The 14,924-nt window shown below is 28.4% G+C and carries 11 protein-coding genes; 9 read left to right on the plus strand and 2 right to left on the minus strand.

Annotated elements, in window-relative coordinates:
* The first annotated feature begins 246 nt into the window (after positions 1-246).
* The 7 genes from CLCHR_RS21585 (at position 247) to CLCHR_RS21615 (ending at position 10,670) form a co-directional block, all read left to right on the plus strand.
* Positions 247-1,959 carry a methyl-accepting chemotaxis protein gene (locus CLCHR_RS21585; protein ID WP_079441974.1) on the plus strand — a complete coding sequence of 571 codons (1,713 nt, stop codon included), beginning with the start codon at positions 247-249 and terminating at the stop codon, positions 1,957-1,959.
* Between the two features lie 274 nt (positions 1,960-2,233).
* Entirely contained in the window at positions 2,234-4,912 is a 2,679-nt protein-coding gene (locus CLCHR_RS21590; protein WP_079441975.1) for a winged helix-turn-helix domain-containing protein, read from the plus strand.
* Positions 4,913-5,021: 109 nt separating this feature from the next.
* Entirely contained in the window at positions 5,022-6,383 is a 1,362-nt protein-coding gene (locus CLCHR_RS21595; RefSeq protein ID WP_079441976.1) for an MATE family efflux transporter, read from the plus strand.
* A 178-nt stretch (positions 6,384-6,561) separates the two neighbouring features.
* On the plus strand, positions 6,562-7,746 hold the full coding sequence (locus CLCHR_RS21600; protein ID WP_079441977.1) for an SAM-dependent methyltransferase: 1,185 nt from the start codon (positions 6,562-6,564) through the stop codon (positions 7,744-7,746).
* 220 nt (positions 7,747-7,966) lie between these two features.
* Complete coding sequence (locus CLCHR_RS21605; RefSeq protein ID WP_079441978.1) at positions 7,967-8,566, plus strand: anthranilate synthase component II; 600 nt, start codon at positions 7,967-7,969, stop codon at positions 8,564-8,566.
* 2 nt (positions 8,567-8,568) lie between these two features.
* Positions 8,569-9,930: an aminodeoxychorismate synthase component I gene (pabB, locus tag CLCHR_RS21610; protein WP_376747010.1), complete on the plus strand. Its 1,362-nt coding sequence runs from the start codon at positions 8,569-8,571 to the stop codon at positions 9,928-9,930.
* On the plus strand, positions 9,930-10,670 hold the full coding sequence (locus CLCHR_RS21615) for an aminotransferase class IV (protein WP_079441980.1): 741 nt from the start codon (positions 9,930-9,932) through the stop codon (positions 10,668-10,670). Before pabB ends, CLCHR_RS21615 begins: the two co-directional genes overlap by 1 nt.
* 128 nt (positions 10,671-10,798) lie before the next feature.
* Here CLCHR_RS21615 and CLCHR_RS21620 read toward each other — a convergent pair whose 3' ends face one another.
* Positions 10,799-11,887 (minus strand): NADH:flavin oxidoreductase, encoded by a 1,089-nt coding sequence (locus CLCHR_RS21620; RefSeq protein ID WP_079441981.1) that lies wholly within the window; start codon positions 11,885-11,887, stop codon positions 10,799-10,801.
* Positions 11,888-12,040: 153 nt separating this feature from the next.
* On the opposite strand from CLCHR_RS21620, the gene CLCHR_RS21625 reads away from it, so the two are divergent.
* Positions 12,041-12,919, plus strand: coding sequence for a LysR family transcriptional regulator (locus CLCHR_RS21625; protein ID WP_079441982.1), 879 nt, complete (start codon positions 12,041-12,043; stop codon positions 12,917-12,919).
* Between the two features lie 304 nt (positions 12,920-13,223).
* Here CLCHR_RS21625 and CLCHR_RS21630 read toward each other — a convergent pair whose 3' ends face one another.
* The gene (locus CLCHR_RS21630) at positions 13,224-14,081 is read right to left on the minus strand and encodes a LysR family transcriptional regulator (RefSeq protein ID WP_079441983.1); all 858 of its coding nucleotides are present in this window, start codon (positions 14,079-14,081) and stop codon (positions 13,224-13,226) included.
* A gap of 182 nt (positions 14,082-14,263) precedes the next feature.
* Between CLCHR_RS21630 and CLCHR_RS21635 the strand changes: the two genes are divergently transcribed.
* On the plus strand, positions 14,264-14,812 hold the full coding sequence (locus CLCHR_RS21635) for a DUF4865 family protein (protein ID WP_079441984.1): 549 nt from the start codon (positions 14,264-14,266) through the stop codon (positions 14,810-14,812).
* Positions 14,813-14,924 lie beyond the last annotated feature (112 nt).

The raw sequence follows: 14,924 nt of genomic DNA on the forward strand, positions 1-14,924 counted from the left end.
ATTTTAAACTGGTATATTTTGATAATTATATATTTTTGTGGACAGATGTTTAAAAATAGGGTATAAATTGATATAATGGTAAATGAAAATCACTATCAACTAAGAAATCGCAATTTACTTTTAGTAGCTGATATTTCTTCAACTTATATCAATTCACAATGAATAATTAATTAAAAGGAATGAAATTTTAATTAAATTGATTATTTTTATAAATATTAGACAATAGAAAGAGGAGGAATTTAAAAAATGTACAATAAATTGTATCAATTAATATCTCAAGAATCAGTAAGCCAAAAAATTAAAAAACCTTTTTTGGTAATTATAGCATTTACTTTAGTTAGTATGATCATAACTGTTGGAACTTTATATATGTTTTCTAAGAAGACAAATTCGTTATATACAAAGTCATATGAGATTTCAGACAACATAGCTAACATGAGAATTAATCTCCAGAAAATTGAAAAAGATCTTTACAGGGCAATTGGCGAAGATGATAGAGAAGAAGAGATGAAATATTTAAGATTGGTTGATGAAGAAGTAATAGTTTTTGATAACAATTTTACAAATGTAAGAGAAGTGTTTCCAGCGAATAATGAGATGATTATTAGACTTGAAGAGGCAATAAAATTAGCTGAAAGTAATAGGGCGGAAATAATAAGTTTACTTAATGAAGGAGATAAAGCTTCAGCAACATCAATAATTCAGAGTACATATTCATCACATATTGATATTATCGTAGAAAGGATTTTGGAAGTATACGAAGAGTCTCAAAAAGAAACAGCAAAATTTCTACAAAGAGTTACTGTGGTTAATAATATTATTTTAGGATTTATAGTTATTTTTATGTTTATTATAGTAGCTGTTACATCAACAGTAAGTAGATTATTAACCAACATATTTATGAAAGGAATAAATAATATTAAAGAGATATCGGAAGAACTACTATATGGAAATCTTAAAGTAGAAAATAAATATGATCTTAATGATGAAATGGGTGGAATGGCGAATAATTTAATTGGAGCTATTGAAATGATAGATTCTTATGTTGATAATATTACAACATTATTAGAAGAAATATCAGTTGGAAATCTAAATATAGAGTTAAAGGAAGAAGTTGAATATAAGTGTGATTTTATTCCTATACAGGAATCACTTGAAACTATTATTGATAGATTAAATGAAAACTTCTATAGTATAGGTAAATCTGTATATTTAACTACTAATAGTTCAGAACAAATATCATTGATTACTAAGGATCTTGCAGATGGAGCTACAAATCAAGCAGCAATAATTGAAGAACTTTTTGCAAGTTTTAATGAGGTTTTAGCTAAAGTTAAGATAAATTCAAAAAATGCAGAAGAGGCTAATAGGGTTTCAAAAAACACTAAAAAAATTGTAACAGAAGGCAATTATAAAATGGAAAGATTAATGGATTATATGAAAGATATAGCTGAGTCATCTAATCAAATTGCAATGATTACAGGTACTATAGAGAATATTGCATCGCAAACAAATCTTTTAGCTTTAAATGCTGCAATTGAAGCAGCTAGAGCGGGTGAGTCAGGAAAAGGCTTTGCAGTAGTAGCAAATGAAGTGAAAAATCTTGCTCAGCAATGTTCTCTTGCAGTAAAGGATACTAATGCTTTAATAGAAAACTCACTAATTAGAATAAAAAATGGCGAGAATTTAGCTAAAGAAGCTTCAGAAGCATTAAATAGTATAGTAGTTAATGTTGATGATAGTTCTAAGTTAATAAAAGATATATTCATTGAATCATTTGAACAAACAAAAGCTATAACACAGATGACAGATAATGTTGATCAAATATCTGGAGTAGTTCAAACAAATTCAGCAAAGGCACAAGAAACTGCCGCATCTACTGAAGAGTTATTGCGTCAAGCACAGAATATAGCTGAAAAAATGTCATTATATCAATTAAAAAATTCACTTGCTTGTTAAAATAAATATTAAGACAAAGAAAATAAAAGAAAAAAATAGCACAAAAGAGATAATTAACAATAATGAATTTATTTCAGGATAAAGAGAAAAATTAATTACGGGCAAATTTCAAGAGCTTTTCATGTAGAAAATGTTGATAGAGCACAAATCTCAGCAAAATTTGAAAATGGAGAATTACACATTATCTTACCTGTTATCTCATTTTTTTTGTGGAAGATACTAAGGTTTAGTAGTAAAATATTAGTAATTACAGTGTTTAAGGATGATATAAATAATGGACAAAGGTTTTATTAAAAGTAAGATAAATATCCCTAAAGCAAAGGAAAAATTAATAAGAAGACTAAGTTTATTTGAAAAGCTAAATGAATGTGTAAACTATAAACTTACTCTAGTTACCGCTCCAGCAGGATTTGGGAAGAGTACATTAATATCTTCTTGGATAAATTTTGATGTTAAGAATAGATACTACATGTCTTGGGTATCGCTTGATGAAAGGGATAGTGATCCAATTACATTTTGGAGGTATATTTTAATTTCGATTAATCAAATACAAAGTGGAATGTTAGAGAATGCTTTTTCAGTACTTAATTCTTATCAATCTAACAATGAGTCGGCAATGGATTTTTTATCAGTATTTATAAATGAGCTTTATAATATAGAAAAAGATTTATTCGTTGTATTAGATGATTTATATTTAGTCACAAATGATGAGATATACGATCAATTAAGATTTTTTATAAAAAATATGCCAATCAAGATGCATGTTATTATACTTAGCAGAGTAGTCCCGAATATAGGTATTGCTAAGCTAAGAGCAACTGATAATATGCTCGAACTTTCTCAAAAGGATATCAGCTTTACAGTTAAAGAGACAAAAGAGTTTTTTGAAAAAGTAATGAATGTAAATATCTCTGAGGAGATTTTAAATATTTTAAAAAAACGTACTGAAGGATGGGCAGCAGGTTTGCAAATGGCCGCACTTTCATTAAAGAACAATAAAAATGAAAATGATGTTATAAAAAACTTTAGAGGCGATCATAGATATGTTCTAGAGTATTTGATGGAAGAAGTATTTACTTTATTAGATAAAGATATACAAATATTTCTTATGAAAACTTCCATATTAGTTGAAATGAATTTTGACTTATGTAATAAGATAGTTGGTATAGAAGATAGTCAATACATATTAGAAAAACTAGATAATGAAAATTTATTTATGATTCCTTTAGATCAAAATAAAGAGTGGTATAGGTATCACCACTTGTTTAGAGATTTTTTGCGAAATAGGAGAGAGATTAATATAAAAGACGATCTGGTGAGTTTGTATAATAATGCTGCAGACTGGTATAAAGTAAATGAGTTATATTCCATTAGTATTGATTTTTATCTTAAAGCTAGAAATTATGATAAGGCAGTATCTATGATTGAAAAAATTGATATGGATTTAATGTTTAGCGGAGAAATGAAAAAAGTATATGACTGGTGCATGTTGATCCCGCAAAGTAAGTTATATGAAAGTCCTAGGCTTTGTATGAATGCTGCCTGGTTCAAATGTATTAATGGGGATTATGAGGATACAGAAAAATACCTAAAGCATGCTCAGGAAATTATAGAGAAATTTCATAGTCAAGAAAAAGCAGATTATTTTTTTGCTGAAATAATGATAATAAAAGCTATGCTTGCAACTTTAGATAAGGATAGTGACAAGATTGCTGAGTACTTGAATAAAGCGAAGGCTCATAGCTCTAAGTATAGTTTATTAAATGCTACGACTATTTTATTAAATGGAACTGCATGCATTTATAGAGGAGATGTATTAAAGGCATTAAATTTTTTTGAAGAATGCTTAATTATTAGTAAAAATATAAACAATTACTATATAGCAACCATGGCAAATACCAGTATAATTATTTCAAAGATGCTTAAAGGTACTCTATATGAGGCGGAAAAACAATGTATGGACTTACTAGAATATCTAGCACAAAGACATGCTGAAAATATACCAATAGCAGGAACTATATATAACGATTTAGCTCTAGTGTACTATGAATGGAATGACTTAAGTAAATGCAGAGAGTGTGTGGAAAAGGCCTTAGAGCTTGGGATGAAAGGAAATATTTCTTTGATTATATCTATAAGCTATATAATTTTAGCAAAGATATATTTTGCAGATTCAAGTAGTGAAGATGCTTTTAATTATATTAAAAAGGCAGAAAATACTATAGTTAATAATAGATTGTTTAATGTAAGTATAGACCTTGAAGTTGTTAAGCAAAACATGTTTTTAAGAATAGGAAATTTTCAACATGCTGAGACATTAGTAAACAGTCAAATTTTCGAAAGAGAGGTAAAATATAATATAGAATATTTATTCTTTAATATGGTTAAGTTGCGATATTATATGTTATCAAATTCACTAATTAAAGCAGAGAAATTAGTAGATAAATTATATGAAAGCTTTGAGAAGAGGAAAATTTATAAGGTAGTTGCAGAAGTATTGATTTTAAAGGGAATTATTTCTGAAAAGCTAGGAAATACTCAAGAGACTTTAAAGTGTTTGTCTAAAGCAATAATGCTATCATATAAGGAATATTATATGAGAATTTTTCTAGATGAAGGACAATCTTTAAAAAACATTATGGTTAAATTAAGGAATAAGCTTGAAACTGATTTAAATGAGGGAGCTAAAATCTTTTTAAATGAAATAATTAATGGCTTTGATGAAGTAAATGATATTAAGAAACTTGATAACAATGATTTATTAAGTATAAGAGAACTGGAAGTATTAGAATACTTAAAAGATGGACTAACTAACTTGGAAATTGCAGATTCTTTATTTGTATCTGTAAATACAGTTAAAACTCATCTTTTAAACATATATACAAAATTAGATGTTCATAGTAGGACAGAAGCTTTAGCAAAAGCCGCTGACCTAAATATTTTAAAGGGGTGATATATAAATCACCTCTTTAAATCATACTTGTGGGTGATTATAAACTCCTCCTAAATTAGTAAAATGTAATTAATCAATAAAGATTAAGTTATTTTAGGAGGAGTAAAAAATGGAAAAGGCAACAGGAAATGATTTTACAACTGGGGATATAAAAAAGCATATATTAAAGTTTGCTATTCCCATGACAATAGGTCTTTTTTTGACTATGGGTTACACAATAATAAATACTATATGGATAGGCAATTTGCTTGGAAAAGATGCTATGGCTGCATCTTCAGTAAGTTTTCCAATTATCTTTATTCTAATATCCATAGCATCAGGTTCTACAACATCAGTATCTATATTAGTATCTAGAAATTATGGTGCTAAGAATTTAAAAATGATTAATAAGGTCATTGAAACAGCATTTTCAATATTTTCTATAATAGCAGGAATACTTATAGCGTTAGCTCTTATTTTTAGAAATGAATTATTAGTTCTAATGGGAACTCCAAATGATATATTTAATATGGCATCAAGTTATTTAAGTATATTGCTCTTAGCAGCATTTATTAATTATCTATATTATGTTATTAACGCAATTCTTTCTGGAATGGGGGATACTAAAACGTCGGTTGTGTTTTTAGTATTATCGACTATTGCAAATGCTATTTTAGATCCGATACTTATAACAGCTTACGGACTAAATGGAGCTGCTGTAGCTTCTCTTATTTCAGGGGCAGTGGCTACTATTTCTGCAATTATATATCTAAGGAAAAAGAAATTCGAAGTAAATATAATTCCTAAAAGGCTTACTATTAATAAGAAAATCGTTTATGACATGCTTAAATTAGGAATGCCTTCAACAATACAACAATGTTTAATGCCGATAAGTCTTATATTTATCACTTCTTTTATAAGTAGATTTGGATCAGATGCAATTGCAGCCTATGGAGCTGCAAGCAAAGTCGATTACCTAGCACTAATGCCTTCAATGTCAGTTGGAGCGGCAGCATCTGTTATAACAGGACAAAATATTGGGGGAAATAAAATGGAGAGAGTGACAGAAGTATTTAAATGGGGAATAATAATAATTTTAAGCGTAATTGCTCTAATATCTATAGTAGTAGGATTTTTTCCAAAGGAAATTCTTATGGCCTTTGCAAAGGATTCTGAAATGTTAGCAATAGGTACTTCTTATTTAAGGATTAATGCTATAGGTTATTTAATATTTAGCATAAGTTTTGTAACTAACGGGATTATAAACGGCTCAGGAAAAACCTTAGTAACCATGACAATATCAGCTGTATCTTTACTAATAATAAGAATACCATTATCAGATTTCTTATCAGAAACCAGTATAGGGATTACAGGAATATGGGAAGCTATTATGATTACGTATATATTTAGCACAATGTGCAGTATGATATATTATTTATCAGGAAAATATAAAGGAAAGTCAGCAGTCTACGAAGAAAAGGCTTTTTCATAAGAAATTAGAACGAAAGAAGCAGGAGTATTATAAAGCATTATCTTTAAATACTCTTGTTTTATTTTATGAGTTTTATTTTCAAAACCAATTTTAATCGATAAATAGGATGGTATATTTATGGATTAAAATTAGTATAAATGAAGCAGTGTTTAAATTATAAAGAGAAGAGGATTATTCTATGAGCTTAATAAATAGTTTTTATATTAAATATTTAGAGAAATTTGATGACATACCATTTCGGATTAAGTTTCAAAATAATGAGGAACATATTATAGGGAAGGGCGCCCCACAGTTTGAAATAGTAGTAAAGAATGAAATAAGTAAGACCGAATTACTTAAGAGTACTTCACTGGCTCTTGGAGAAGCATATATGAAAGGAGATATTGAAATAACAGGGGATTTATTTACTGTTTTGAATTTATTTCTTAGTCAGATGGATAAATTTACAGCAGATACTAAGTCACTAAAAAATTTAATCTTTTCATCTAGTTCTGCAAAAAATCAAAGGAATGAAGTTCAATCACATTATGATATAGGTAATGAATTTTATAGTCTTTGGCTTGATAATTCAATGACCTATTCATGTGGATATTTTAGATCAAATGATGAGAGTTTATATAATGCCCAAATGAATAAAATACACCATATATTAAAAAAGCTTAATCTTAAAGATGGTATGAGCCTTTTAGATGTCGGCTGTGGATGGGGATCCCTGCTAATAGAAGCAGCAAAAGAATATAAGGTTCACGGACTCGGAATAACACTAAGTGAAGAACAATTTAAAAGGTTTAAAGAAAGAATAAAAGAAGAAAAGCTTGAAAATCTATTGGAAGTAAAACTTATGGACTATCGTGATTTAAGTAAGTGTGAAAAATTATTTGATAGAGTTGTTAGTGTAGGAATGCTTGAACATGTTGGAAGAGATAATTATGATTTGTTCATGAAAAATATAGATTCCGTTTTAAGACCTAAAGGAGTATTTTTATTACATTATATTAGTGCACTTAAAGAATATCCAGGAGATCCTTGGATTAAGAAATATATATTTAAAGGCGGGGTTATTCCAAGTTTAAGAGAAATCATAAATATTTGTGGTGATCATAATTTTTATGTCATTGATGTAGAAAGTCTAAGAAGGCATTATGTTAAAACTCTTCTCTGTTGGAGAGAAAATTTCAACAATAAAAGGAGTGAAGTCACTAAAATGTTTAATGAAGAGTTTGCTAGAATGTGGGAGCTTTATCTTTGCGCCTGTGCATCAACCTTTAACAATGGAATAATTGATCTTCATCAAATGTTAATCACAAAAGGTTTAAATAACGAAATTCCTGTGACAAGAGATTATATGTATGTAGATAAATAAATGTATGCTACTTATTTCTAGTTATGATATATTTTAAAGCATAATCGAAGTGTAGACTATGTTTTTTTATGTATGGGATTTGCCTATATTTTTTGTGTATATGCAATCCTAAAAATATGTGGATAAGAATGTTTAGCAACATATTTTTTTATATAAGATTTAATATTAAAATAAATCTATGATAGAATGTATAAGATATAAATTAAAAAGGAATGATTGAATGATACTAATGATAGATAACTACGATTCATTTGTATATAACCTTGTTAGATATTTTGAAGAAATAGGGGAAGAAGTGGAAGTGGTTAGGAACGATAAAATTGATATGAAGAGCATAAACAGTAATAAATATTCAGGCATAGTTATTTCTCCAGGCCCTAAAAATCCAGAGGAAGCAGGATTATCCCTAGATATTATAGATAAGTTTAAAGGGGAAATCCCGATTCTTGGGATTTGCTTAGGCCATCAGTGCATTGGACACTATTTTGGTAGTAAAATAGTTAAGGGGGAAAGACCGATGCATGGAAAGATAAGTGATATAACTCATGACAATAATGGATTATTTCGAGGTGTAAAAAATCCACTTAACGTAACAAGATATCACTCTTTAATTATAGATAAAGAAAAACTCTCAAAAGAATTAATAGTCACTGCAAAAACTTCAGATGAGGTAGTTATGGGAATTAAACATAATAAGCTGCCTATATATGGAGTTCAATTTCACCCGGAAGCAGAACTCACTGAAGATGGACACAAAATTCTTGAAAATTTTGTTTTAGAGTGCAAGGCACATTCAAAAAATAATAATGAGGTTTTATAATGATAGATTTTAGAATAAAAGAATTAAATACATATTATGATCCATTTTATACATATAATCTTTTTAAAGATGATATTGATAGCATTTTTTTAGATAGTTCAAAGGAAGATAAATTATTATCAAAATATTCTTTTATAGGGTTAAATCCGTATAAAAAATTTACTTCAAAAGGAAGGCAAGTGTTAATAGGTAAAGATAAATATGATAATGTTGACCCTTTTGAAAAACTAGAAGAAATTATGGAAGAATATAAACTAAATATTAAAAATGACATTCCTTTTATTAGTGGTGCCATTGGATATTTTTCATATGATATAGGAAGAGTGCTAGAGGAGTTACCAGATAATTCAGATGAAGATTTTAGTATACCAGATAGTATTTTTGTTTTCTTTGATAATTTAATTATTTTTGATTTACATAATAAAAAAACTTATATAACTGCTGCAGGTCAAATTCAAGAATCCACAGTAGGTATATCAAACATAGAAAAATATTTGGAAAACTATATTGAAGATATAAGAGACAAAAAAATAGAATTAGTAGAATCTAAAAATACTTTTATTTCAAATTTTGATAAAGAAGAGTATGAAAAAGCAGTAGCAAAACTTAAGGATTACATTAGAAGCGGAGATGTATACATTGCTAATATGACTAGAAGAATATGTTGCAGTAGCGATGAGGATTCCTATAAAATATATCAAAAGTTAAGGAATACTAACAAAGCACCATTTTCAGCATATATGAATTTCCAAGATTTTCAGATAATAAGTTCTTCTCCAGAAAGGTTTTTATCAATTACAGATGGATTGGTTCAAACAAGACCAATAAAAGGTACAAGACCAAGAGGTAAAAATAAAGAAGAGGACGAAAAAAATAAAAATGAATTACTGAATTCAGAGAAAGATAAATCAGAACTTTTGATGATTGTTGATTTAGAAAGAAATGATTTGAGTAAAGTTTGTAAGCCTAATTCTGTAAAGGTAACAGAACTTTTTAAATTAGAAAAATATGAGACTGTGTTTCACCTTGTTTCAACCATAGAAGGAAAGCTAAAAGAAGATGTTTCAGCAGTAAAATGTATCAGAGAATGCTTTCCAGGTGGATCTATTACGGGAGCTCCCAAAATTAGAGCAATGGAAATAATAGAGGAGCTCGAAAAGTTAAAAAGAAATATATATACAGGATCTATAGGATATTTTGATTTAAGAGGTAATAGTGATTTTAATATCGTAATTAGAACTATTGTTAAAAAAGATAATAAAGCTTATCTAGGAGTAGGTGGAGGAATCACTTGGGAATCTGTTGAGGAAGATGAATGGTTTGAAACAATAGATAAAGCTAAGGCTTTAATGGGGGTATTGTAATGCGAAATATAATTTATAATGAAGATAGAATTTTAGTAGATGAGGGAGTTTTTTTTGGAAGAGGCGTATTTGAAACTATGCTTTGGAAAAATGAACCGGTATTTCTAGATGAACATTTGAATAGATTAAAAAGTGCCATGACACAAATAAATTTATTACCTTTAGAAGAAACGATGCTAAGAGAATATTTAAATAAATTAAATATAAAAGATAAGGTTTTAAAAATAACTGTTACTCCATTAAATATTATTATTACAGAAAGAGAGCTTAATTATAAGGTTGAAGATTATGATAGAGGAATGTCTTTAACTATTTCAAAGGTAAGAAGAAATAGTACTTCAAGATTATGTTATATAAAGTCAACCTGCTATATAGAAAATTTAATTGAAAAAGAAAATGCAAAGAAAATTGGTTACGATGATGTAATATTTTTAAATGAAAAGGATAATATTACGGAAACAAGCTGTGCGAATATATTTATAGTTAAAAATAATGAAATATTTACTCCTAGGCTTGAAGATGGATTGCTAAATGGAATAATAAGGGCTGAGATTTTAAAGGAATTTAAGGTTATTGAAAAAAGCATTACTTTAGAGGAATTGAAGAAATCTGATGAGGTTATAATAACAAATAGTTTAATGGGTGCAATGTCTGTAAAAAGGATAGATGATATTAAATATGATAGTGAAGAATTTAGGAAGATATTTAATAAAAAATTGAATACTTTAGATTTATATTGATTAAAATGGAGTAGACTCTTTTATGCATATTAAATGAAAGAGTCTACCATAATTTTCTGTTTTAGAGATAAATTAATATACTTATTATGTCTATCCTATAGAACACATTTTATTTAATTATCATAAGTCTATTTATTAAAAATACACTTTGTAATTGTCTTGTCCTCTTCTCGGCTAAAACATTTACTGCAGGAAATACATTTTGCTGGTAATCTGTCGCCAGCATTCCAGCGATTTATCAAATCAGCTTCTCTTATTAGTGGTCTGCATAATGAAATATATTCAATTTCAGTTTCATTTATTATATTAGTCAATTTATCAAAATTTCTATTACCTCCAACTGAGATTAAAGGAATGTTAATTTCTTTAGCAATTACTTCTGAAAAGTCTTTGAAATAAGATTCATTTTCTGATTTTATATTTCGAATAACCCCTTCTCCAGGTCTAGAAGAAGGACTCCCTCCGCTTATTTCTATTGCATCTATTCCTGCTCTCTCAAGAGTCTTACACACATTTAGACAATCCTCTGAAGACAATCCTTGATCCATAAAATCATTACAGTTGATTTTTACTAGTACTGGAAAGTTCTTGCCAACGGCATCTCTTATTTTTTGATAGGTTTCAATGATTGCTCTGGCTCTATTTTCAGGTGAACCACCATATTCATCTTCTCTACGATTATAATAAGGATTTAGAAATTTGCTTAAAAGATATCCATGAGCTACATGCATTTGTACACCGTCAAAGCCTGCCTTTTTAGCTCTAAGTGCTCCTTTAGCAAAGGCATCCTCCATATCATATATATCTTCCTTTGTCATTTCCTTTGGAATGATTTTGTAATATAAATCCTCTACTGAACTTGGTCCCCAGGCTACTCCGTTTTCGGCACTAGTATTTTGTGCTCCAGTGCAGACTAATTGAAGAATTATATTTGCAGAATACTTATGAACCCTGCTAGTTAGTTCCAAATATTCATCTATATAAGAATCATTAGAGATACTCATTTGCCCTGATAATAAATTTTCAGAATCACTTACTCTTGCTAAGCCGGTTATAATAGTTCCAACTCCTCCTTTTGCAAGGTCTTCATAAATTTTTAGTAGTTCTTCAGTCACATGTCCTTCTTTATCTGCTGCTCTATCATTTGTTGCAGAGCGAATAAATCTGTTTTTTAATGTTAATCCTGCAAATTGTGTTTGATTGAATAATGTTTTCATTATAGACACTCCTTAATTTTAGTTTATTTTATGTTGATTATGGTTATAATTAAATCGCCATAATAAGAGTTTACTTTAAAGATTCAATCATGTAAAATGATTATATTAGATCAACTATATCACTGTTAGTGATATTTATTGTGGAGGTAATTTATGGATAGTAATGATTTAAAGATATTTCGCGCAGTTGCAGCAGAAGGAAATATAACAAAGGCAGCTCAAACCTTGGGATATGTACAGTCAAATGTTACAGCAAGAATTCAGCATCTTGAAACGGAACTTGGAGCTACGCTGTTTTATAGACAGAGAGGTATGGTGCTGACGTCTGAAGGAGAAAAATTGTTGCCTTATGCAGAACATATATTACATTTATTCGAAGAGGCTGCTAAAGTAGTTAGTAATTCTTCTGAACCATCTGGACGTTTAGCAATAGGTTCAACTCATCTTACTTATTCAATTAATATACCAGAGATTTTTTCACAGTATCATAAAAAGTATCCAGAGGTAAATTTATCTTTAATAACTACAAAAACAGAAGATCTCATAACAAAGATTCTAAACTTTCAGTTGGATGGCGCTTTTGTGAAGGCATCTGTGCTTGAAGAGAAGAATTTTGTAAGTGAGCTTGTTTGCCAAGAAAAGCTTGTTCTTATAGCTTCTCCTGAAATCAAAGATTTACATGAGCTATACAAATTACCATTTTTACTTAATTCAGTAGGTTGTGTAAATAGAGAAATGCTCATGAGATATTTCAATTCACAAGGAATAAGAGATCTCACATATATAGAGTTTAATAGCATTGATGCAAGTATAAATGGAGTTATTTCAGGACTTGGAGCAGCATTTGTACCAGAAGACTCCATTAGGCGGTATGAAAAGGCAGGGCTATTACGTTCTTTTTGCGTTCCAGAGGAATACAGCCGTGTTTATACATACTTTATAAGAAACAAAAATAGCGTGGTTACAAGTGCATTCTTAGAATTTGTTAGAATGATTAAAGAAACTAATGATATGAATCTTGTAATAAAATAAATAAAATGCAACACCTCGTTATTAATATAATTTGTTTTAGGATAATGAAAGTTTGATCATTTCATAAGCAAGTGATAAGAAGGCAATGTATTTATATTAAAGGAAGGATGAAGTGTTTAAACATTAGAATACCGTATCATAAGAAAACTAGAGATATGGAATCAATATAGTTTGGCATAGATGATAAATCAATAGTGGATTTAAGTAATGGAGGAGAATCAAGTTCGGATGTGATTGGTTCACCTCTTTATTTTAATGCAAATGATAGTATGAATTAATGGGTTTTAAAACAAAGTGATATCGATCAATGAGAATCAGAGATGTAGTTATTTGCAATATTGATAAAGCTTTTAAGTAAAGTATTAATTTTTAAATCTTTATTCACTATAAACTTAACTTCTAATTCATCAAAGTCATCTGTTAAATCATAAATAAAAAAATTATTATTTTTAGGCAAAATACTTTTAGGTAAAAGTGATATTCCTAGACCTTCAGAGATACCCCTAATAATAGATTCTAATGAATCAAATTCAATAATAGTTGTAGATTTAGAATGATTATTGACTAACCATTTTTGTAGCAGTTTACGATAAGGGCAATTAATATCAGAAATTACTATTATTGGAGCATTTAATTTATTAGTATCATTAATGATTTTAGAAGATACTAGTACAAGTTCTTCTTTAAAAGTAATAACTTTCTTGATTTTTGAAGATTTAATGTCACCAGGTATAAAAGCACCATCTAATTCACCTTTTATAAGCATATCTATAAGAACTTCTTGTCTTTCTGTTTTTAATATTAAAGATACCTCGGGATTTTTCTCATAAAATAGGGAAAATAATTTAGGTAAAATAGAGGCTGAAATAGTCTGAGTGGCTCCGATTTTAACGATTGAAGAAGCTTGTGCAGGAAGAAACTCCTCATTAACTTCATCAACTAATTCAAGGATTTTATCTGCATATTTAAGCAATTTTTCTCCATTAGGTGTAATCATAGTACCTTTATTGTTTCTTATAAATAAAGTAGTGCTCAATTTATTTTCAAGTACTTTAATTCTCATAGTTATATTTGATTGTGCATAACCAAGTTTTAAAGCAGCTTTTGATATAGATTTTTCATAAGCAACTGATTGAAATATTCTTAAATCATTAATTTCCATAGTATAAGACCTCTCATATAAATTAATTTAGATTTGCCATCACTATTAGTGATATTAAAGATTATTTATAAGTATTATACAATTTTTGTATGGGGAGTTAAACTGTAAATGTAAAAACTAATAGATGAATTGATTAACAACTATACTTATGGGTTTAAAAATAAAAAGGAGGATATAAGCGAATGATAGCAACACAATATAAGATTATATTACCAAGTGATTATGATATGAATATAATAAAGGAGAGAGTAAAGAACAATGGATATAAAACAGATGGATTTGAGGATTTGAAATTCAAACTGTATTTAATAACAGAAAAAGGAACTAATAAAAGTTTACAGAATAGTTATTGTCCTTTATATATTTGGAAAGATAGTAATGGAATAAATAAGTTTTTGTTTAGTGGTTTTTATGACAATATAATAACTTCATTCGGATGGCAAAGAGTAAATGTAGGTATACCATTGGTTGATACTACAACATACAAAATTAAAGACAGTAAATATTTACTTGAAATAACAAGAGAAATACAGCCACAAGAAAGCCTTAACAACTTAAAAGACAAAATAAAAAAGGATATTCCAAGAATTGAAGAAGCGGAGTATGTAGTTATTTACAATCCTGATAAATGGAAATATAACGTATTTTACTTTATAGATAATTTAAGTAAGGTAAAATCAGAAGAAGGAACAATTTATGATATACTTCACATATCACAAGAAAAAATATAAATAAATGATTTTGTATAGAGTTAAACTATTCCCCTAAACTTCAGACAGTGTCAATGTAAAGAATATCTTGTGAATTTGAACTTATTAAATTCATAAGATATTATAATAAAAT

The sequence above is a fragment of the Clostridium chromiireducens genome (assembly GCF_002029255.1).
Classification (GTDB): Bacteria; Bacillota; Clostridia; order Clostridiales; family Clostridiaceae; genus Clostridium; species Clostridium chromiireducens.

Excerpts from the sequence above, each read along its gene's own strand:
- CLCHR_RS21585 (WP_079441974.1), top strand. The coding sequence starts at position 247 with ATGTACAATAAATTGTATCAATTAATATCTCAAGAATCAGTAAGCCAA.
- CLCHR_RS21590 (WP_079441975.1), top strand. The coding sequence starts at position 2,234 with ATGGACAAAGGTTTTATTAAAAGTAAGATAAATATCCCTAAAGCAAAG.
- CLCHR_RS21595 (WP_079441976.1), top strand. The coding sequence starts at position 5,022 with ATGGAAAAGGCAACAGGAAATGATTTTACAACTGGGGATATAAAAAAG.
- CLCHR_RS21600 (WP_079441977.1), top strand. The coding sequence starts at position 6,562 with ATGAGCTTAATAAATAGTTTTTATATTAAATATTTAGAGAAATTTGAT.
- CLCHR_RS21605 (WP_079441978.1), top strand. The coding sequence starts at position 7,967 with ATGATACTAATGATAGATAACTACGATTCATTTGTATATAACCTTGTT.
- CLCHR_RS21615 (WP_079441980.1), top strand. The coding sequence starts at position 9,930 with ATGCGAAATATAATTTATAATGAAGATAGAATTTTAGTAGATGAGGGA.
- CLCHR_RS21620 (WP_079441981.1), bottom strand. The coding sequence starts at position 11,887 with ATGAAAACATTATTCAATCAAACACAATTTGCAGGATTAACATTAAAA.
- CLCHR_RS21625 (WP_079441982.1), top strand. The coding sequence starts at position 12,041 with ATGGATAGTAATGATTTAAAGATATTTCGCGCAGTTGCAGCAGAAGGA.
- CLCHR_RS21630 (WP_079441983.1), bottom strand. The coding sequence starts at position 14,081 with ATGGAAATTAATGATTTAAGAATATTTCAATCAGTTGCTTATGAAAAA.
- CLCHR_RS21635 (WP_079441984.1), top strand. The coding sequence starts at position 14,264 with ATGATAGCAACACAATATAAGATTATATTACCAAGTGATTATGATATG.